The organism is Gilliamella sp. wkB195 (assembly GCF_001690445.1).
Taxonomy (GTDB): domain Bacteria; phylum Pseudomonadota; class Gammaproteobacteria; order Enterobacterales; family Orbaceae; genus Gilliamella; species Gilliamella apicola_E.
Genome location: NZ_LZGP01000034.1, coordinates 20,211 through 41,340 on the forward strand (window position 1 = coordinate 20,211; position 21,130 = coordinate 41,340).

19 protein-coding genes are annotated in these 21,130 nt (G+C 35.3%); 7 read left to right on the forward strand and 12 right to left on the reverse strand.

Features of this window, described 5'->3' with window-relative positions:
* Window positions 1-49 precede the first annotated feature (49 nt).
* From mdoH to A9G08_RS08925, 5 genes are all read right to left on the reverse strand, one after another.
* Entirely contained in the window at window positions 50-2,404 is a 2,355-nt protein-coding gene (gene mdoH / locus A9G08_RS08905) for a glucans biosynthesis glucosyltransferase MdoH (RefSeq protein ID WP_065563356.1), read from the reverse strand.
* A 21-nt stretch (window positions 2,405-2,425) separates the two neighbouring features.
* Window positions 2,426-3,985, reverse strand: coding sequence for a glucan biosynthesis protein G (locus tag A9G08_RS08910; RefSeq protein ID WP_065563357.1), 1,560 nt, complete (start codon window positions 3,983-3,985; stop codon window positions 2,426-2,428).
* Window positions 3,986-4,004: 19 nt separating this feature from the next.
* Window positions 4,005-4,661, reverse strand: a complete 657-nt coding sequence (locus A9G08_RS08915; RefSeq protein ID WP_065563358.1) for a hypothetical protein — start codon at window positions 4,659-4,661, stop codon at window positions 4,005-4,007.
* 166 nt (window positions 4,662-4,827) lie between these two features.
* Window positions 4,828-5,067, reverse strand: coding sequence for a YecH family metal-binding protein (locus A9G08_RS08920; protein ID WP_065563359.1), 240 nt, complete (start codon window positions 5,065-5,067; stop codon window positions 4,828-4,830).
* Between the two features lie 192 nt (window positions 5,068-5,259).
* Window positions 5,260-7,203, reverse strand: coding sequence for an exoribonuclease II (locus A9G08_RS08925; RefSeq protein WP_065563360.1), 1,944 nt, complete (start codon window positions 7,201-7,203; stop codon window positions 5,260-5,262).
* 123 nt (window positions 7,204-7,326) lie between these two features.
* On the opposite strand from A9G08_RS08925, the gene A9G08_RS08930 reads away from it, so the two are divergent.
* Entirely contained in the window at window positions 7,327-8,064 is a 738-nt protein-coding gene (locus A9G08_RS08930) for an alpha/beta fold hydrolase (protein WP_065563361.1), read from the forward strand.
* On the opposite strand, the gene A9G08_RS08935 is transcribed toward A9G08_RS08930, so the two are convergent.
* Window positions 8,061-8,762 carry an HAD family hydrolase gene (locus A9G08_RS08935; RefSeq protein ID WP_065563362.1) on the reverse strand — a complete coding sequence of 234 codons (702 nt, stop codon included), beginning with the start codon at window positions 8,760-8,762 and terminating at the stop codon, window positions 8,061-8,063. The genes A9G08_RS08930 and A9G08_RS08935 overlap by 4 nt on opposite strands.
* Before the next feature lie 202 nt (window positions 8,763-8,964).
* Between A9G08_RS08935 and A9G08_RS08940 the strand changes: the two genes are divergently transcribed.
* Window positions 8,965-9,852 (forward strand): LysR family transcriptional regulator, encoded by an 888-nt coding sequence (locus A9G08_RS08940; protein ID WP_176701542.1) that lies wholly within the window; start codon window positions 8,965-8,967, stop codon window positions 9,850-9,852.
* Here the strand turns inward: A9G08_RS08940 and A9G08_RS08945 are convergent.
* From A9G08_RS08945 to A9G08_RS08960, 4 genes are read right to left on the reverse strand one after another with little or no spacing between them, the layout of a single operon-like run.
* Window positions 9,824-10,162 carry a type IV pilus modification PilV family protein gene (locus tag A9G08_RS08945; protein ID WP_176701543.1) on the reverse strand — a complete coding sequence of 113 codons (339 nt, stop codon included), beginning with the start codon at window positions 10,160-10,162 and terminating at the stop codon, window positions 9,824-9,826. The two genes, A9G08_RS08940 and A9G08_RS08945, sit on opposite strands and share 29 nt — an antisense overlap.
* Complete coding sequence (locus A9G08_RS08950; RefSeq protein ID WP_065563364.1) at window positions 10,155-10,595, reverse strand: DUF2509 family protein; 441 nt, start codon at window positions 10,593-10,595, stop codon at window positions 10,155-10,157. Before A9G08_RS08950 ends, A9G08_RS08945 begins: the two co-directional genes overlap by 8 nt.
* Window positions 10,579-11,142: a prepilin peptidase-dependent protein gene (locus tag A9G08_RS08955; RefSeq protein ID WP_065563365.1), complete on the reverse strand. Its 564-nt coding sequence runs from the start codon at window positions 11,140-11,142 to the stop codon at window positions 10,579-10,581. The genes A9G08_RS08950 and A9G08_RS08955 overlap by 17 nt, the downstream gene beginning before the upstream one ends.
* The gene (locus A9G08_RS08960; RefSeq protein WP_065563366.1) at window positions 11,136-11,612 is read right to left on the reverse strand and encodes a prepilin-type N-terminal cleavage/methylation domain-containing protein; all 477 of its coding nucleotides are present in this window, start codon (window positions 11,610-11,612) and stop codon (window positions 11,136-11,138) included. Before A9G08_RS08960 ends, A9G08_RS08955 begins: the two co-directional genes overlap by 7 nt.
* A gap of 218 nt (window positions 11,613-11,830) precedes the next feature.
* On the opposite strand from A9G08_RS08960, the gene dapD reads away from it, so the two are divergent.
* The 3 genes from dapD to bglX all read left to right on the forward strand — a co-directional run bounded on the left by dapD (window position 11,831) and on the right by bglX (window position 15,766).
* On the forward strand, window positions 11,831-12,655 hold the full coding sequence (dapD, locus tag A9G08_RS08965; RefSeq protein WP_065563367.1) for a 2,3,4,5-tetrahydropyridine-2,6-dicarboxylate N-succinyltransferase: 825 nt from the start codon (window positions 11,831-11,833) through the stop codon (window positions 12,653-12,655).
* 93 nt (window positions 12,656-12,748) lie between these two features.
* Window positions 12,749-13,240, forward strand: coding sequence for a YajQ family cyclic di-GMP-binding protein (locus A9G08_RS08970; RefSeq protein ID WP_065563368.1), 492 nt, complete (start codon window positions 12,749-12,751; stop codon window positions 13,238-13,240).
* A 252-nt stretch (window positions 13,241-13,492) separates the two neighbouring features.
* Complete coding sequence (gene bglX, locus A9G08_RS08975; protein ID WP_065563369.1) at window positions 13,493-15,766, forward strand: beta-glucosidase BglX; 2,274 nt, start codon at window positions 13,493-13,495, stop codon at window positions 15,764-15,766.
* Between the two features lie 157 nt (window positions 15,767-15,923).
* Here bglX and A9G08_RS08980 read toward each other — a convergent pair whose 3' ends face one another.
* Together A9G08_RS08980 and A9G08_RS08985 are read right to left on the reverse strand one after the other, a co-directional pair.
* The gene (locus A9G08_RS08980; RefSeq protein WP_065563370.1) at window positions 15,924-16,388 is read right to left on the reverse strand and encodes an NfeD family protein; all 465 of its coding nucleotides are present in this window, start codon (window positions 16,386-16,388) and stop codon (window positions 15,924-15,926) included.
* Between the two features lie 73 nt (window positions 16,389-16,461).
* Window positions 16,462-17,370, reverse strand: coding sequence for an SPFH domain-containing protein (locus tag A9G08_RS08985; RefSeq protein WP_065563371.1), 909 nt, complete (start codon window positions 17,368-17,370; stop codon window positions 16,462-16,464).
* A 565-nt stretch (window positions 17,371-17,935) separates the two neighbouring features.
* Between A9G08_RS08985 and A9G08_RS08990 the strand changes: the two genes are divergently transcribed.
* Window positions 17,936-19,498 carry an anthranilate synthase component 1 gene (locus A9G08_RS08990; protein WP_065563372.1) on the forward strand — a complete coding sequence of 521 codons (1,563 nt, stop codon included), beginning with the start codon at window positions 17,936-17,938 and terminating at the stop codon, window positions 19,496-19,498.
* Window positions 19,498-21,129: a bifunctional anthranilate synthase glutamate amidotransferase component TrpG/anthranilate phosphoribosyltransferase TrpD gene (gene trpD, locus A9G08_RS08995; RefSeq protein WP_065563373.1), complete on the forward strand. Its 1,632-nt coding sequence runs from the start codon at window positions 19,498-19,500 to the stop codon at window positions 21,127-21,129. The genes A9G08_RS08990 and trpD overlap by 1 nt, the downstream gene beginning before the upstream one ends.
* Window position 21,130: the final 1 nt, after the last annotated feature.

The following is a 21,130-nucleotide window of genomic DNA, read 5'->3' on the forward strand; positions in this document are numbered from 1 at the left end:
CATATTGATTAATTTCTAAAAGACGAAATAGGGCATTAAGCCCTATTTCTTATTTCTGGCATTCATTTTGCCACAATGTGAACAAATTGTCGTATTTTTCTTGTTGATGCCAGATATGGCGATGAAGTGCAGAAAGAATAATTGGATCTTCTAAGATCGCTAATTGTTGTTCTTTACTAATTTTTTCTAAATCTACTTGTTGATAATGCTCAATGAGTTGTTTTCGCAACTGCTGATTTTTTGAGTTAGGTAAATGACGAGAAGTCGATAATGCACAGGCTAACGCATTATAAATAGGATCGACAAGCGCCATAATAAAGCCATGTTCAATAAAAGCAGCTTCGGTTTGGACTAAATAGTCACCAGTTAGTTTTACTGCTCGCGACGGATGGGTTTCTTCCGGTGTTAAGAATAACCCTGCTTTTTTGGCTTTCATACCAATACTTGATAAGCCTGAAATACGAACAACTAATGGTGAAATGGTTAATGGAATTAATATCGCTATATACCAATAAGTAAATTGAGGATTTAACCAAATAATCACACATAACCAAACTATGCCTAGTAGCGATAATGGCCAACAGAAGTAGAATGATTCGCCCCAAGTTAAGGCATCATCGTTTCTTGCTGGTGATTTCCATTGAATTTTGCTACCCAGCCATGCTTTAACCACAAACTTGCTGTGGAAGATCATGCGGATTGGTGCAAGGATCATCGACCATACCATTTCAATTAAAATCGATAATGATAATTTGAATATTCCACCCACATCTTTTGCACCTGTTCGAGCAATAATAATGCCATAACTAAACAGTTTAGGTGCAAAAAGTAATACCATTGTGGTTGAAAGTAATTGAATAGCTAATTGTTCATCCCACTTTGGCCACGTTGGATAAAATTGGTTAGGTTGGAAGAAGTATTGTGGTTCAGATATATTGAACACTAATAATAAGAGTGTTGAGAAGATCAAGAAGATTAACCACAATAGTGACGAGATGTAAGCCATACCACTGGTTAAAAACATTACACGGTGAGTTAAAGTAATTCCACTTTTGAAGATTAATCGCAAATTAATCAAATTACCCATACACCAGCGATTATCGCGTTTGAGATCTTCTATCATGTTTCCTGGTAGCTCTTCATAACTACCATTCATATCATACGCAATCCATACGCCATAACCCGCACGACGCATTAACGTCGCTTCAACTAAATCGTGCGATAAGATATGAATAGGGCCTTTACGTTTTTGTAATGGCGATAAAATACAGTGCTCAATAAATGGTTTCAGGCGAATCATAGCATTGTGACCCCAATATTGGGCTTCACTTAATTGCCAGAAGTGAGTACCTGAGCAAAAAATATCACTGTATATTTGATTAGCAAATTGTTGAATACGACCATATAAGGTTGTCATTCTGACCGATTTAGGCGGAGACTGTAAAATACCTGCTTTTGGATTCATTTCCATCATTGCGATCATTTTTAAGATACAATCACCGGTCATAATACTATCGGCATCAAGAATCATCATGTATTCATATTGGTGCCCCCAACGACGGCAGAAGTCATCGATGTTACCACTTTTACGTTTCACGCGACGCTTACGGTGGCGATAAAAGATATTACAACCATTGTCAGCTTTTTTAGCGTTAAATTCAGCCCATGCTTTTAATTCATTGACATAGAGATCGGGATCATTGGTGTCGCTTAGAATATAAAAATCACAACACTGCGCATGTCCTGTTTCAACTAGCGATTCATAAGTTGCTTCTAGCCCTGCAAATACCCGTGAAACATCTTCATTACAAATTGGCATGACTAATGCAGTACGATGTTTGGCGTCAATGTGGTTAGCGGGATCATTGGGGATGGCAATAGTGTAGCGATCTTTTTTGATCACCGACAAAATAAGCCCCATGATGCTAGTCCAAAATCCAATTGAAATCCAACAAAATAGGATAGCAAATAAGGCAATGATAAAACCTTGTATGATATAAGGAATGATGCTGTAAATGGCAAGTTCTGGGTTGATATCCCAATTTGCCATAAAATTGATTTGTTGCCAGCTTTGATAAGGTAATAAGGTTGATAAGTAAGTTGTGCCGTAATAAGTTTGTATGGCAATAAGCACAAACATAATTAAACGACGAATAAGTGCGATGATATTCAGACCAGGTTTGGATTGAGGACTATAACGTTCATTCCAAATTTGTGGTTGAACCGAAACACGCTCAACTTTTGGATAAGTTGGTTGTTGTTTTCTTTCATCATTAAAATGATCAGTATTGCCAACTTGATTGAGTCGATATTTTAGAAATTCGAGTTTATCGTTTGGCAAGTCTTCCGATTTCTGACGCCAATATTCGGCGTCAGATAGGTTTTCGAAATAATCTTTTTTCATGTTATGTGCTTATTATTAAGATCATTGAGCCGGAAATTGTCCGCTCCAAGTTTCGGACACGATCGTATGTGATTTTTTCGACGATAATTGAAGGCGAATGTCAGTTGGTTTTTTGTTATCTTCAACGTTGAATCGCACTAGTACTCGCCAACCTTTTGTTACAGAGTTGTATTGTGTATCACAGCTAACTATTGAACCATTATTAATACTTGAAATAACGTCAACTGGGTCTTGCTCTGATAAGTTTGGACCAACAAAATCCACAACATAAGCATTAGAACCATCAAGTTTACGTATTAAGTTTGCTTGTTTTATATCACCTAATGATAAGCGCGTACTTTCTGCTCTAGCTTCATTTTTTGGATAACGTTGTTGTTCGTTGAGTGAATAATGTAATCGATATTTAACATCTAACACATCACCAGCTTTATATTGTTTTTCGGGTACCCAGTAAGTAACGATGTTGTCGTTGGTTTCATCTGCGGTGGGGATTTCAACCAATTCAACTCGACCTTTATGCCAATCATTCAATATTTCAACCCATACACTTGGACGAAGTTCGTAATGGTCGTCGAGATCTTGATAGTCATCAAAACCTTTGTCACGTTGGATTAAACCAAATGCTTTAGGGCTTTCTAAACTATATGATGAAAAAGATAAGCGTTTAGGATTATTTAATGGACGCCAAATCCACTCATTTTTGGCCTGGATTGAAAGTCCATTAGAATCGTGCATTGCTGGACGATAGTTTAATAGTGGTGATGGTTGGTTAGGGCCAAATAAGAACATACTAGTCAATGGTGCCACACCAAGTTTTTTAACTGAATCACGGAAGAATACTTTGGCTTCTACAGTAATAGTAGTATCAACACTTGGGATTAAGGTAATTTTGTAAGCCCCTGTTACACTTTTAGAATCAAGTAGGGCATAAATGACTAAATGTTTTTGATTTGGTTCTGGGCGTTCAATCCAATACTCTTTAAAACGTGGAAACTCTTCGCCAGACATTTCGCCTGTATCAATCGCAAGCCCTCGCGCTGAAAGACCATAATGCTGATTTTTACCAACAGCACGGAAATAGCTACCACCTAGTGCGGTAAATATTTCATCGTCGGTTTTTGCTGGGTTATTGATTGGATAGTGCACTTTAAATCCAGCAAAGCCTAGTTTTTTAGTATCTAACTTATCTAAATTAATAGGACTTAAATCGAAGTAATCTGGGCTAAATTTAATTTCATTAACTTGATTGTTTACAATCTCATTAATTTTGACAGGTACATCAAAATACATGCCTTCATGATAAAATTCGAGTTTGAAACGACTTTTGCGATCGCTCCAATATGCTTTATCATGCTTAAAATAAATCTTTTGATAATCGGCAAATTGTAGTGACGATAATTCACTAGGAATATTTTTAGATGGTTGGACATAAGCTTTTTTTGATAGTTTTTCTGCTTGTGTCACAACATCGTTAAATGTAAAAGCCCATGAAGAAAAACTTAAACAAGATAAAGATGCGATACAAACTATCTTGCAAGTTAATGTTTTACTAAATCGACTAATAGGTAATAAATTGTACATAAAAAGACTCACTTGAGTATTATCTAAAAATATTGTTGTAATTGATAATATTGTCTTTAGGGCTACTTAAGCATTTTTCCATAAAGTCGCTTCTCATCTCTTGAAGAATACTTGGGTTTTCATCAATCAAAAAGTGAGAGTAGTTATCTTTGAGAATTTTAGCTTTTAAAGCGGCCAAATCTTGCACTGACATCTTAAATAAAGTTTGATAACTTTGGGTTATATTATTGATATCATTGGTATAAACTGCTTCAATAAAATCTGCTGACCATTGACAGTAATTTTTAACATTACCATCAGTTGGTGTGATTTTTTTCAACTCAAGATTATGTTCAGCTTGGTTTTCCTCGACGACTCTTTTAAGTTGAATGTCATATTTTAGCTTGTAGAATTCTTTGAGATAAAAATTAAGCACACAGGAAGATTGGTTGCTGTCACCTTTACAGTTTAAAATACCGTGTTTGGTTATATAGCTGTCAAAGTGTTTGTCTCCAACGAGTTGAAGTAATTGTTTTTTTGCGTCCACAACAAACGAATTATTTTGTTCAGATTGTTGCTTTAAAATCGCTAACTGATCAACTTCAGTTTTACCATCGGTTGAAGACGTATTGTTTTTTACACAGCCTGCGGCAAGAATAGAGACAATGGCGCATGTAAGGATATTACTTATTTTCATATATCAAATTCCACGAACATATTCTTGAGTTGTAATTTCAGGATGAGCAACTTACACTTTTTAGTGGAGCCGTAGCGCGAAATTATATACTCTTATTCTTTTAAAAACACTAGATGATTACATTAAATTTATAAAAACGCATTTATTATTCTTTTGTAAGTTTTTATTAATGTCGACATATTTTTCGAACATCGACGGTAAATTGTGAATCATCAATTGAAGCCGGCTTAAATTTTCCTTTTGCTTTTAAAAAGGCAATAAGTTGCTCGGCATTCATATCGGAGTTGGAACAGGTATGAAATTTAGCCTCGGTACCGAATTTTTTGTGTATGGCTTCAAGTAAAGATGATTCAGTATAATCATTCCCATCCATCATTTGTAACACTTCGTGGCCGTGAATTGACATCTTTTTTCCTCTCCATATAGCAGTTTAAACTAGCTTTATTTTTTATTTTTTTGAGCGGTGAAAGATAGCAGATATTATTATTAAAAAAAAGAGGATAAATGTTAAAAATATTATTAATATTTTTTAGCTTAACCCTGATAATTATCAGGGTTATTAATCATAGTTTGTAACTGATTAAATTGACTAGGGAATTTAAGAGTTAGATTCATTCAGTTTCACAATAACCGATAGATTTTCCATTTTAATTTCATGAATTTTAACAGTGATCAAATCAGCAATTTTGTATGCAGTTTCGCCTTTAATTTTAATTAGCCCTTCATCCGGACTAGTTGATATTTCATCGCGTACGGCATGAATCATTGACAGTGGTAAAAATGCTAATGCGCCAATATCATTTAAACGAACTCTTGCTCCGCCACGGTTGATATCTAATATTTCCGTTGCAAACTCTTGTCCTATTTTGTTAGATAAATATTGGCAATAAAGGTTTTCGGCAATATCACGCTCAGCTAAACGTAATTTTTTACGTCTATCAGCCATGCTCTCTAATTGTTCGTTGGATGGAGCTGTTAAGGCTTCTGCTTTAAGCGAGGCTTTAAGTATACGATGGTTTATCATATCACCATATTTTCGAATTGGTGAAGTCCATGTTGCATAAGCATCAAATCCTAAACCAAAGTGAGGTTCTGGTTTTATAGAGAAATCAGCAGGTGTTTGGAACTTTCTTAATCGTGTTGATAAGAAGTCATTATCATCACTTAATCGGCGGAATTTAACATAGCCTTCAAATGAAGTAAGAGATTCTTTATCAAAATCTGTAATGCCATTGTCTGCTAATATTTTTAATATTTGTTCAATGTATTTGGTATCAAAGCCTGAATGAGTGTTAAATACGCCAGTACCTACGTTTTCTTTCAAATACATGGTGAGCGCTAAATTAGCGATAATCATCACTTCTTCAACAATATTATTGCCGATGCCACGTGATTCTTTAATGATTGTTTTTACTTGACGATTATTATCAAGGATAAATCGATAATCATTGTTCACTTTGAAAACTAACGCATTTTGTTGGCGCCAATTTATCCGTGTTTTTGCCAATTCTGATAATAATTTTAGTTGGTTTTTTATTGCCGCGTCATCGATATTTAAATCACCACGATTCTCTAAAAATTCAGACACATTGTGGTAAGAAAGCTTAGCTTTCGATTCAATCCATGCGGGTAAAAAACTGATATCATCATTCGTAAATTCGCCATTTTTATCAATTTTAATTTTACAAACCATAGCTGGACGTTTTTGATTAGCTTTTAATGAACAAAGATCGTCCGCTAACTGTTTTGGTAACATTGGAATATTAAAGTCGGGCAGATAGGTGGTAAAGTTTCGGTTTTTTGCGATATTGTCGATTTCACTATCTTGCTCAATATATGCGGTTGGATCAGCGATGGCTATCATCAGGTTATAATTACCCATATCATCTTGTGAAATGGTAATCGCATCGTCCATATCTTCGGTATTTTCACTGTCAATTGTAAAAAATTGAATATCCGTTAAATCTTGACGATTTTCTTTTTCAGTCTCTGAAATTGTTAAAGATTCAGCTTGTGGAGCTTTGTCTTCTAAATTATAACGAGCCAAAGTTTTAAGCCATAGTTGATAAATTGAATCAGCACTGGCAATAAATTTTGTTATTTCAGCAAGAAAATGATTTTTATTTTTTTCTAATGGATGAGATTGTAAGGTGGCAACAACCCAATCACCTTCCTTTAATTTTTGCGTTACTTCAGGATTAACTTTACAGCGAATGACAAAATTGACAGGTATATTTTCGGGATAAATGACCATCGCATTATCTAAAAAACCAATTTTGCCAATAAATTTTTGTAAACTACTTTCAATTAATACTTCAGGTTCAAATGATGTTTTATCGTTAATGGTGGAAATAGTGCCAGAAACTTTATCACCATGACAAACCATTTTCATTTTCGAAACAGCAATAAAGTAGTCAGTTTTGTTGTCAACATTTAGAAAGCCAAAACCTTTTTCATGTGCTCGGACGATACCTTCAACACGAGGTTTTTGTTCATATAATTCTTTTTTTAGTTGGGCTAGTAAAGGGTTATTTTGAAACATAGTTTTTAATATTAATTGAAAAATTTGAACTAAATTCTATCATAGTTATGCTTTTGGGGTTATTGAATTGTTTATTAGTGATGACGAAACATTCTTAATTACAATAAATTGTAGAGTGGCATAATGAAATTAAACTATAAAATACAGGGTGATAATCAACCAATTTTATTGATGCATGGTTTATTTGGAAGCCTAGATAATTTAAATATGTTAGCTAAAGATCTGTCTAGTCATTACCAAACTATTCAGGTTGATTTGCGCAATCATGGTCAATCTCCATGGTCAAATGTCATGAATTATGAAGTGATGGCTGAAGATGTTGCTGAGTTATGTCATGATTTGCAGTTACAAAATATTATATTAATCGGCCATTCAATTGGAGGAAAAGTTGCCATGCAATTAAGCCAACTTATTCCTGTTTCTAAAATCTGTGTCATTGATATTGCGCCAGTTAAATATACTCAAACGGCAAATGCACCTGTTCTTAACGCTTTAGAAAAATGTATTAATCAACAATTAACTGATAAAAAGCAGATTATTGAACTTATGCATGATTTAAGTGCCCCGACCATTTCATTTTTACTTAAATCTTTTAAACATCAGCATTGGTTGTTTAATGCTCAAGTCATTATTGATCAATATGACAATATATGCGATTGGCACACAATTTCACCTTGTAACGTAGCGACATTATTCATCCGAGGTGGAAATTCAAACTATATTACTGATAAGGATTATCCAGCAATATTTAGCCAATTTCCAAATGCTCAAATTGAAATAGTAGAAGGTGCTGGTCATAATGTTCATGCAGAAAAAACTCAGCAAGTTTTACAACTTTTACATACAAAAAGCTTCATCTAATCGATTGTGGTTGATGCATTGTTTAAAATGAGCTTATGGTCGTCATCCAACACAATAATGCTATCATTTATCACTTTAACTTTTGAAAAGTCTGGGATCGCAGTTTGTGCTCCGTGTTTGATAAGCTCAGCATCGCCTATTCCAACACAATAGGCGTCAGCTTCAACTGCTGAAGTCACGCCACTTATTGAGTCTTCAAATACTAACGTTTCAGCGGGTGGTAGCATAAGGCGTTTAGCGCCAAGAAGATAAGGATCGGGGTAGGGTTTTCCACGAGCCACATCGTTTCGTTCCACTATCACAGAAATACATTCCTGAATATTCAACATTGCCATTATTCGATCTATTTTTTCGCGCCAACCACTGGTTACAATCCCCACCCTAATTTTAGCTTTCGCTAAGGCATGTATTAATTGTGCAACACCTGGTATTGGATCATAATCAGCAGTATTTTCAGCGTGCATGATATAGTCTTGAACACATTTTTGCGCTTCAGTTGATAGATGCCCAAACAGTGCTTTAATCGTATGTGGCCCGGGTTGGCCATGAATATGTTTAACAATATCGTCATCCTTGACGGTTATTTCATATAACTTGCCAGCCTCAATCCATGCTTTTTCAATAACGGTATTTGAATCAATTAGAACCCCATCCATATCAAATAAAACCGCAGAAATTTTTTTTATTGACTTACTCATAAGTTTTTTACTCCGTGCGTTAACCTTAGCCAAGAATTTAACTATTTACATTGAATCTTTGGGCTATAGGAGAGAGTCCATTTAACAATAAATATCTTAATTTTATTCATAACTAATTGTGCTTATTGAAATTAATATAAATAGTAAAAGTAATTATGTATAATGAAAAAAATGACTGATTTGATAACAATTAGGAATGGATATGGACATTGAAATGAAGTTGCTACGAGCTTTCGTCGCACTTGTAGAGGTAGGGAATTACCGTATCGCTTCTGAGCAATTATTTATAACACAACCCGCGTTAACTAAACAAATTCAAGCATTTGAACGAGCAATTGATCGAAGACTGTTTATTCGTGGTCGAAATGGCGCAAAATTAACTGAAGTTGGGAAGGTGCTATATCCTGAAGTAAAAAAGCTATTACAACAGAATAAGAAATTTTTACTTTTTGCTAATAATATTAAAAAAAACATGAATGGAGTTCTTTCAATCGGTTTTGGCATATCTTGTTTTCAACATGTTCCTAAATGGATTCGAACTTTTTCTGAAAGAAATCCGCAATGCCATGTTTCAGCAAAACAACTTCCTTCAAACGAGCAAATTACTCTGCTAATGCAGGGGGAATTAGATATTGGTTTTCTCCGTATGCCTGTGCCAGAGTCATTGAGTTCAATTATGTTATTTAAAGAGTATATCGTGCTAGCAGTTCCAAATAATCTAAAAGTCAGTAGGAACAATCTTAAAGATGTACTAGAAACGCATCCCTTATTACATATAAACCCCTGCTTGGTGCCTTGTTTGACCGAGCAAACAAAATTATTACTTGAGGCTATAAACGCTATACCAAAACAGGGTGGGGCGACGAATGATCTTCCCTCTCTTTTGGCTTTAATTGCTGCCAAAAATGGCATTGCTTTTGTGCCCGCTAGTGTTTATCATTTTCTACCTAAAGGTGTAAAACTTGTCACGCTTGAATTAGCTCAAACGGGATGGGATATTGCGGTTGCATGGAATGAAAAAATTGAAAATAAACAGCGTAATTTATTTTTAGAAATGAACATCAATCACATAACAAACGTTGTTGTTTAATCGTTTTATGATTCGGTGGGGTGATATCAATAAAAACCATTTTACAAGGTGCAATATAAGGTTGGCTGTAAACTTGATATTGCCACTCTTTTGGTATGATTTTATCTACCGTATGAGGGTAACTATCAAGTAAAGCAAATGCCATTTGCTGTGCTTTGAAATGTTGATGAAAATAGTGGTGTTGATGAATAATTGAGGTTAAATAACGAATAAAACCCAGCATGATGATGGCAAACATTAAACATGACAACATAACTTCAATTAAACTAAATCCAGCTATTTTGTTATTACTGATATTTTTACTATTCACAATCAATCATCTTCTTTTCAGGGCAATAATCTAACCAATGACCTTTTTCAACAATAAGTTGGTTATCTTCAAAATGCGTTAACATATAAAGGTAATAATCATCATTAGCCTGTCCACGTACTAGGGTGTAGTTATCCACTTTTAATCGCGATTTTTTTATACATGCTTTTAATTGATATTGAGTATCAGATAAGCATTGCCACTCTTCGGTTGGCGGTTGCCAAATTTGTTTGGTTGCCCAATTTAAACTGGAACTAGCTTGATTAAACTGACGATAATATTGGATTTCAATCAAATAGCTCCTTTTTATCGAATCAATGGTAATTTGAAACCCCGTTAGCAAAAGAAGTCCAACAATGGTCAATATGATCACCATCAAAAGCGTGCTAAAGCCATCATATTGAGTTACTGAACGATTAAAAGGGATTTTCATTTTTAATAATGGTTGTTGTTTGATATTTAATTTTTTTGTTTTTCTTCAATTGAGCACTAATATCTATCTCAAAATGATTATTTTGTTTTTTGATTGAAAATTGAGTGACTTTAATGTCGTGAGGATCGAAAATTTTCTCCCAATTGACACCTTCGCAATTGATTGTTCCAACCTTATATTCCAAATTATTATTATAAAGCCGATACGCAAAGATATCTGATTTGGTTGGAATAGTCGTATTATGAACCCAATCATTACGGATCTCGCTATCGTAACGGAAGATATAACAATTTTTTGCTGGGTTGATTTCAATTGGTTGCTGACTCATCTTTTCTGGTTTATTGGCGATAAATCCAGCACGTTTCAAATCTTTGGAAATACTAACAATACCTTGATGAATATTCCTTTGTAGATGGGTATTAAGATTTTGCTGAAGTATAATCGATTGTAATTTACTATAAAAAGCTGTGATGCCAATGAAAATTAAGCTAGAAAAGGTGATGCTTAACATCATTTCAAATAACGAAAATCCATCTTGCTTTAACATCGCGGCAGCCCTGGTAAATAACTATTTTTCTTACAAAACCGAATCCGCCCTCGATATGAAATAATAATTTGTGTGGTGCCAATGGCATTATGCAATTCGAATGTACCGGTTTGAGCCATATTTTTTCGCCCCCAAAAAGAGATGGTTTTTTTATCGGCTAAATCATTTAATTCAACAGAATTGTTGGGTTTAATAAAATAGCTAGAGCCTTCTTGGCAAGTCGCTGGTTTTTCGCCTTTGCTGGTGCTTAAGCACCAAGGCGTCAAAAAATAATAGATGTGGACATTTTCGTTAGCGTAATAAGCTTTGGCTTGGACTTCCTCCAGAAAATAGGCTAGCTGTTTTGTGGTAGTAGTAAGTTCGTTACGGAGCTGTAATTCCTTCCAATGTTGCACGCCTATTGAAGCCAAAATAGCACCAATACAGATAACAAATAAAAGTTCTACTAAAGAAAATCCATCGTTTTGCATTATTTTTTGCTACAAGATTTAATGAGAATTCAACTTTATATTCAAAGAAAACAACTGTATTAAATATTGTTCAGATTTTGTGAAAGGTATTCCAAATAATTTATCCTTTTTGAGAAATCTCAATGATACGATAAACCACTTAAAAATAACTGCATATTATATTATACTATTTGCCCAATTAAATTTGCTAACGGACTTAAAGTTAAAGGAAACGAGAAATGCAACAATTACAAACTATTATTGAGGCAGCATTTGAACGTCGTGCTGAAATTACACCTTCAAATGTTGATACTGTAACACGTGATGCAATTAATCAATGTATCGCTCTATTAGACAGCGGTAAAATGCGTGTCGCGGAAAAGATTAATGGCGATTGGGTGACTCATCAATGGTTAAAAAAAGCGGTATTGCTCTCTTTCCGTATTAATGAAAATCAACTTATTGATGGTGGCGCAACAAATTATTATGACAAAGTGCCATTAAAATTTGCTGATTATGATGAAGCTCGCTTCCAACAAGAAGGCTTCCGTGTAGTTCCATCAGCAATTGCGCGTAAAGGTGCTTATGTTGCTCGTAATACCGTATTAATGCCATCTTACGTCAATATCGGTGCTTATGTTGATGAAGGCACTATGGTTGATACTTGGGTAACTGTTGGTTCATGTGCACAAATTGGTAAAAATGTTCACTTATCTGGTGGTGTTGGTATCGGTGGTGTGTTAGAACCATTACAAGCAAACCCAACTATTATCGAAGATAACTGTTTCATTGGTGCTCGTAGTGAAATCGTTGAAGGTGTGATTGTTGAAGAAGGCAGTGTGATCTCAATGGGCGTATTTATTGGTCAAAGTACTAAAATTTATGATCGAGCAACTGGTGAAGTTCATTACGGGCGTGTTCCAGCTGGTTCGGTTGTGGTATCAGGTAACTTACCAACTAAAGATGGCAAATATAGCCTTTATTGTGCAGTTATTGTGAAAAAAGTTGATGCTAAAACTTTAGGTAAAGTTGGTATTAACGAATTACTTCGTACTATCGACTAATCCTAATAATAATGCCGCCGTAAATATTGTGGCGGCAATTAAAAGAGTTGTTTAAAATAAGTAATATTTATAACGATTAGAAGAGGAAACTTTATGCCTTCTTTTGATATTGTGTCAGAAATTCAAATGCCAGAAGTTAAAAACGGTGTCGACAATGCGACTCGTGAACTGACTACTCGTTGGGACTTCAAAAATGTCGAAGCATCTTTTGAGCTCAATGAAAAAAATGAAACCATCAAAGCAACTAGCCAATCCGATTTCCAAGTTCAACAGCTATTGGATATTTTACGTGATAAGTTGGCTAAACGTGGTATTGATGGCGGAGCGCTAGAAATTCCGGAAGAGCTGGAACATAGTGGCAAATTTTATAGTATTACTGTCAAACTCAAACAAGGTATCGATAAAGAGTTAGCTAAAAAAATAGTTAAGCTGATTAAAGACAGTAAACTTAAAGTACAAGCTCAAGTACAAGGTGAGCAGGTTCGCGTTACAGGTAAGTCTCGTGATGATTTACAAGCAACCATGGCATTAGTCAAAAATGGTGAATTAGGGCAACCTTTCCAATTTACTAATTTCCGCGATTAATCGATCTTCATTCATTATTATTGCCGACTTGCTGACGCATTTTTGAAGCATTTTTGGCAATATTTTTTATCTATTTTCTTAATAAATCTTAAAAAAAGTTGAGGAACGCACTTTTTGAGGCTTATCTTTTTAAGAATAAATGCTTTTATCTTTATTTTTAGGGATGCTATTTCTAAATAACGAGATTTTTTTAGTTAAATACGTTATGCTATTCGCTTGTCTATCCTCTTAAATTTAAAAATACTTATTATTATGAAAAAATTCGTATTATTTCTCGTTTTTTTTATTTTTTCATCTCCTTTATTTGCTCAAAATCCCAATAGTGAAGAAAAGAAAGCATTTATTGATGACTTGATGTCAAAGATGACGATTAAAGAGAAAGTAGGGCAACTGCGATTAATCAGTGTGGGTGGTGATCTTACACTAGACAAAGTCCTTGACCAAATTGAAGCGGGTGAAATTGGTGGTATTTTTAATACTGTAGTTGAGCCTGATCTATCTCGAATGCAAGAAAGAGCATTAAAATCGCCGAATAAAATCCCTGTTTATTTTGGTTTTGACATTATTCACGGTCATCGCACGGTATTTCCTATTAATTTAGGGATTGCTGCAACTTGGGATCGTGATGCGATAGGTAAGGTTGCTGAAGTATCGTCTGATGAAGCAACTTCTGATGGGCTTAATGTAACTTGGGCGCCAATGGTTGATATTACGCGAGATCCAAGATGGGGGCGAGTGTCAGAAGGATTTGGTGAAGATCCTTATTTAGCGTCGGAAGCAGGACGTATTTTTGTCGAAAAAATGCAAAAACAGTCTCTTGAGGATAAAAAATCATTAGTGACAACTGTTAAGCACTTTGCGCTATATGGTGCGGTTGAAGCTGGTCGTGAATATAATAGTACGGATATGAGTGAACGAAAAATGTTCCAAGAATATCTTGTACCATATAAAGCGGCTGTAGATGCAGGTAGCCGAGCGGTTATGGTTGCACTTGTTAGTGTAAACGGTATTCCTGCTACCTCTAATCATTGGTTATTAACCGAGGTACTGCGTGATCAATGGCATTTTGATGGTGTAGTGGTTAGTGATCATGGTGCTATTCGTGAATTAATTAATCACGGTGTGGCAAAAGACGCTAAAGATGCAGTTAGAATTGCAATCCTAGCTGGTATTGATATCAGTATGAATGATGAGTATTTTTTACAGTTTATACCAGAACTAGTTAATGAAGGTGCAATCTCTCAAGAGCAGATTAACCAAGCGTGTCGTCATGTATTAGAACTGAAATATGATATGGGATTATTTAAAAATCCTCATCGAAATTTAGATCCTAATTTTGATATTGAAACCATGTTCGCCAACGATCGTTTACATCGTGCAGAAGCAAGGGATGTTGCGCGTCGTAGTATTGTATTGTTAAAAAATGAAAACAATGTTTTACCGTTGAGCAAAAATAAAAAAATTGCGGTGATTGGACCGTTAGCAGATTCAAAACGCGATATTTTGGGTAGTTGGTCTGGTGCTGGGCGAGCTAATTTAGCCGTAACCCCTTTGGAAGGGATTAAGAATGCTGTGGTTAATCCAAAATTAGTTAGCTATGCATGGGGTGCCAATATTTCAGATGATCCAAATCTTTATAAATTCTTAAATTTATATGAAGAGATCACTAAATTTGATAAAAGACCTGCTGATAAAATGATTGCCGAAGCGGTTGCTCAAGCGAAAAGATCTGATGCTGTTGTTTTATTTGTTGGCGAAGCCGAAGGGATGGCGCATGAATCATCAAGCCGAACTGATCTCAATTTGCAAGCAAGCCAAAAACGTTTAATCACAGCATTAAAAGCAACAGGTAAACCACTAATTATTGCATTGATGAATGGGCGCCCACTTACCGTGAAAGAAGAATATGAACAAGCCGATGCGATGCTCGAAACTTGGTTTTTAGGTACTGAAGGTGGTAATGCTGTAGCTGATGTTCTCTTTGGTGATTATAACCCATCAGGTAAATTACCGATGTCTTTCCCAGATAATGTTGGTCAAATTCCTGTTTATTATGGTCAATTAAATACTGGTCGACCTCATGGTACGGTCAATATGGGTAAATACACCACTTCTTATTTTGATAGTCCAAACGAACCGTTATTTCCATTTGGTTATGGTTTGAGTTATACCAATTTTACGATTGATTTTTCACTATCAAAAACTGAAATGTCGCCAAATGGTGAAATCGAAGTGATAGCCAATGTAGAAAATACTGGTGATAGAGAGGGGACGCAAGTTGTCCAATTATACTTGCAAGATGTGACTGCTTCAGTTAGCCGTCCTGTCAAAGAGTTAGTTGGATTTGAGAAAATAGCACTTAAACCTCACGAAAAAGGCCAAGTAAAATTTGTTATCAAATATGACATGTTAAAATTCTGGAATGACAAAATGCAATATGTTGCAGAACCAGGTAAATTTAATGTGTTTGTAGGCTCAGATTCGACAACCAAACAAAAGCAAACATTCACTTTACTTGATAAGTAAATACAAAAACCGTCGGTTTTAATCGACGGTTTAGTTCTTTTATTCAATCTTTCAACCTTTAAGACTAATATATAAGATTATTTACTGATATCGTTTACGTTTTTAAGGTAAAAAAATACGAGTCAATGACTCGTATTTAATCCATTTATTATTACAATTATCTATTGAGTGCTTTTACTTTCAGAACTAATCCATCAACAGCAATCACTTCAACAGGTTGTCCAACTTCTAGATCTTGGTTACATTTTGCTGACCATGTGCCATCTTTTATTTTTACCCGACCCGAACCATTAATTATCGCCTCGGTAACGATGGTTTTGATTCCGATTAATTCTTGTTGGGGTTGATTTATTTCACTTTTACCAGATTTATCTTTACCATGTTTTTTTAACCACACCCACCAAAGATAAGCCGATACCAAAGTAAAAATAGCAAATAAAATCCATAGAATTGGCCAAGATAAAGGGACAACCCAAGCTATTAAACCAACAACAATGGCTGCAATTCCACTCCAAAGCCCATATCCGGAAGTTCCCAATAGCTCAAGGATCAGTAAAATACCACCTAAAGCAATAAATACCCAGTGAGGATAATCATAAATAACCGTTAAAAAATCAGTCATTGATTGTTACCTAATTTATTGAAATATAATATCTTCCTAATTAGATTAGGAAGAATTGTTTCACTAAAGCAAATTATTTAGAGTTTTTAATTAATTCTGCAATACCGCCAATGCTACCCATTAAGCTAGAAGCATCTAGTGGCATCATCACTACTTTACTGTTATCTGAAGCACCGATTTGTTGTAAAGCTTCAGTATATTTTTGAGCAACGAAGTAGTTGATCGCATTAATGTTACCAGCAGCAATCGCTTCTGAAACCATTTGTGTAGCTTTTGCTTCGGCTTCGGCAGCACGTTCACGCGCTTCTGCTTGTAAAAATGCAGCTTGTTTTTCACCTTCTGCTTTTAATATTTCTGACTGTTTTTCACCTTCAGAGCGTAAAATAGCCGCTTGGCGGATACCTTCTGCTTCAAGGATCTCAGCACGTTTGTTACGTTCAGCTTTCATTTGCGCGTTCATGGCTGCAATAAGTTCTGCTGGTGGGCGAACGTCACGAATTTCGATACGGGTAATTTTAATTCCCCAAGGGCTAGTTGCATCATCAACAATGCTAAGAAGTTTTGAGTTGATGTGATCACGTTGTGATAACATTTCATCAAGTTCCATACTACCAAGTACGGTACGAATGTTTGTCATCATCAGATTAATAACCGCACGCTCAAGTTGATTAACTTGGTAAGCAGCTCTTGCAGCTTCTTGTACTTGAATAAAGCAAACCGCATCAATTTGTACATTCGCATTATCTTTAGAAATAACTTCTTGAGATGGGATATCAAGAACTTGTTCCATCATATTAATTTTGCGACCCACACCATCCATAAATGGGATAATGATGTTTAAGCCAGGCTCAAGCGTATGAGTGTATTTACCAAAACGCTCGATGGTATATTGGTATCCTTGTGGAACAATGGTAATAGCTTTAAAAACGGTTACGATAGCTAATAAAACTATTATCGCAATAAGAATATAAAATATTGGCATATATCAAAATCTCTAAATTTTATTAATGTATTGATTATTCTAATTGGTATTAGGATATTTGACAAACTATTAGTTTTTAACCATGTGAAATCAAAATAGCCTAATAGATCATTTGTTAAATACGGCAACGTGGAAAATTATCTTGAAAAGATCAACCTAGCTCCTCGATTTTAATTTCATCATAAGTTATTGAGCACTGCTTTATTCGCTGGTCTGAAATCATATAGGTTAAAATCGTTCAATCATCAATGTCATTAATTTAAAAAATGAGTCTAAATAAACCTATTTTTTATAAAGGCTAATTTTATTTATTGAATATAAAATATTCGCTTGACAACACACTAATGAACTAGTTTAATAGTACAACATCTTTTTTAAGCAGATATAATAATGATAAATCATCAAAATCCTTTAACTCACTATAAAAAAACTACTGTTTTGAGTTGGTGGCGCATCACTTTCTGCGGGTGATGTGATGATGTCCTTTTTTCACAAGACCCGCTAAATGCGGGTTTTTTAGTTTAAAAAAAAGATAAAAAATAATTTTATATAAAGAGAGTCAACAATGAATAAGCCTACATTAACACAAATAATCAAAACCATTGGTTATTATCAGGATCCGACTCAGGTATTTTATCAACTTTGTGATAATAAACCGGCAACATTGTTGCTTGAATCTGCCGAAATTGATAATAAACAGGGGATTAAAAGCGTAATGATCATTAATAGCGCTTTAACTATTTCGGCCCTAAACAACGAAGTGACTTTTCAAGCTTTAACCAGCAACGGACAAAAATTATTACCTTTGTTAGAGCAAGCATCTCCTGATAACGTCACTAAAACAAAAATAGATGAACATAATCTTAAGTTAGTGTTTCCACCTATTGATGGTTTGCAAGATGAAGATTCTCGCTTGAAGTCATTATCGATTTTTGATGCATTAAGAACATTATTAAATATCGTTAATATTCCCGAAAAAGCGAGTTCAGATGCCGTTTTTGTCGGTGGATTATTTGCGTATGATTTAGTGACAAATTTTGAACATTTACCAATATTACCAACTGAACAACGTTGTCAGGATTTTCGTTTTTATTTAGCTGAAACTTTATTGGAAATTAATCACAAAGATCGCGTTTCATTATTAAAAGCAACGGCCTTTACTTCTTGCACTGATGAGATTGCACGCTTAAATCAACGATTAGATGAATTTCAAAATAAACTCAATCAACCAATGAGCACAATTAAAAGGCAATCGTTGGCTGAAATGGATGTTGCTTGTAATAAGAGTGATGATGATTTCAATACCATTGTTAAGAAAATGCAAGATGCGATTCAACAAGGTGAAATCTTCCAAGCTGTTCCATCTAGACGTTTTTCATTACCTTGTCCTCAACCATTATCTGCATATCAAGTCTTAAAAAATAATAATCCAAGCCCTTATATGTTTTATATGCAAGACGAGGATTTTGTTTTATTTGGTGCCTCACCTGAAAGTGCACTCAAATATAATAAAGCCAATAATCAAGTTGAAATTTATCCAATTGCTGGTACTCGCCCACGTGGTTTAAACACTAATGGCGAGATTGATTACGATTTGGATAGTCGATTAGAGTTGGAAATGCGCACCGATAAAAAAGAGTTAGCTGAACATTTAATGTTGGTCGATTTAGCACGAAATGATTTAGCTCGAATTTGCCAGCCAGGGACGCGATATACCAAAGAGTTATTAAAAGTTGATCGTTATTCTTACGTTATGCATTTAGTTTCAAGAATTGTTGGTCAACTACGTCAAGATCTTGATGCACTACATGCTTATCAAGCTACCATGAACATGGGAACATTAACTGGAGCGCCAAAAGTTAGGGCAATGCAGTTAATTGCCGAATCGGAAAAAATAAAACGGGGTAGTTATGGTGGGGCAGTTGGATATTTTACTGCCAATGGTGATCTTGATACTTGTATCGTTATTCGCAGTGCTTATGTGGAAGATGGTGTTGCAACCGTACAAGCTGGATGTGGCGTGGTTTTAGATTCAGAACCACAAGCAGAATCGGATGAATCACGTAACAAAGCACGTGCTGTTGTTCGCGCGATTATGGCAGCACATAATGTAGAAGGTGTATTCTAATGGCTAATATCTTATTTCTTGATAACGTTGATTCGTTTACTTATAACTTAGTCGATCAGTTACGTCACAATCAACATAACGTGACAATTTATCGCAACACAATTCCAGCTGATGTGATCATCGAAAAATTATCACAAATGCAAAATCCTATCCTAATGTTATCACCAGGACCTGGAGCACCGAGTGAAGCAGGTTCAATGCCTGAATTACTTAAACGTTTAAAAGGTAAATTACCGATCATTGGTATCTGTCTTGGACATCAAGCGATTGTTGAATCTTATGGTGGTATGATTGTCCCTGCGGGCGATATTTTACATGGAAAAGCTTCATTAATTGAACATGATGGGCAAGCGATGTTTAAAGACTTACCCAATCCATTACCGGTTGCGCGCTATCACTCATTAAAAGGTGAAAACATACCGAAAACATTAACCGTCAATGCCATGTGTAATAACATCGTTATGGCAGTACGTAATGACCAAGATCGGGTTTGCGGTTTTCAATTTCATCCTGAATCAATTTTAACGATTCAAGGGGTAAAATTATTAGAACAAACCATTGAATGGGCACTGAATCCACCACAAAAACAGCCAGAAGCAAAACAAGAAGCTATTGTTGATAAGCAAGAATACAATATTCAACCGATTTTAAATAAATTGTACTTAGGGCAAGTATTGTCTCAAGAAGAGAGTAAAATACTGTTTAATTTAATTATTCAAGGTAAAATAGAACCAACGGTACTAGCAACCGCTATCATTAGTATGAAAGTTCGGGGTGAAAAACCTGATGAAATTGCCGGAGCAGCTCAGGCCTTACTTGAAAATGCTGATCCATTTGAAGTGCCTGATTATGATTTTACCGACATCGTTGGGACTGGTGGAGATGGAACTAACAGCATCAATATCTCCACAGCCAGTGCTTTTGTTACTGCGGCATTAGGGTATAAAGTTGCTAAGCATGGTAACCGTGGTGTGTCGAGCAAATCAGGATCATCAGATGTTTTATCCGCTTTAGGTATTAAACTAAACATGTCAGCGGAAGCATCTCGAAAAGCGCTTGATGAATTAGGTGTGTGTTTCTTGTTTGCTCAGCAATATCACTCAGGATTCCGCCATGCTGCACCAGTACGTCAGCAACTTAAAACACGAACAATTTTTAATGTTCTTGGGCCGTTGATTAATCCATCACGACCAAAACGTATTTTACTTGGTGTTTATCATCCTGACTTGATAAAACCGATTGCAGAAACATTAAAAATGTTAAACTATACCCATGCTTATGTGGTACATGGCTCAGGGATGGATGAAGTCGCTATTCATGGCGAAACTCAAGTTGCCGAAGTAAAAAATGGTGAAATTCGCTATTTTACTTTGACACCAGAAGATTTTGGTCTACAGCAATATACTTTGAAAGATATTGAAGGTGGAACACCAGAAATGAATCGTGATTTATTGTTAGCGATTTTACAAGGACATGGTAAACCCGCGCATGAAGCAGCTATTGCTGCAAATGTGGCGATGTTAATTAGCCTATTTGGTGAACCAGACTTAAAACAAAATGCTAAGCGTGCAATAGAATTAATGCGTAGCGGTAAAGCTTATGAGCTATTACAAAAGTTAGCAGCAAGATAAT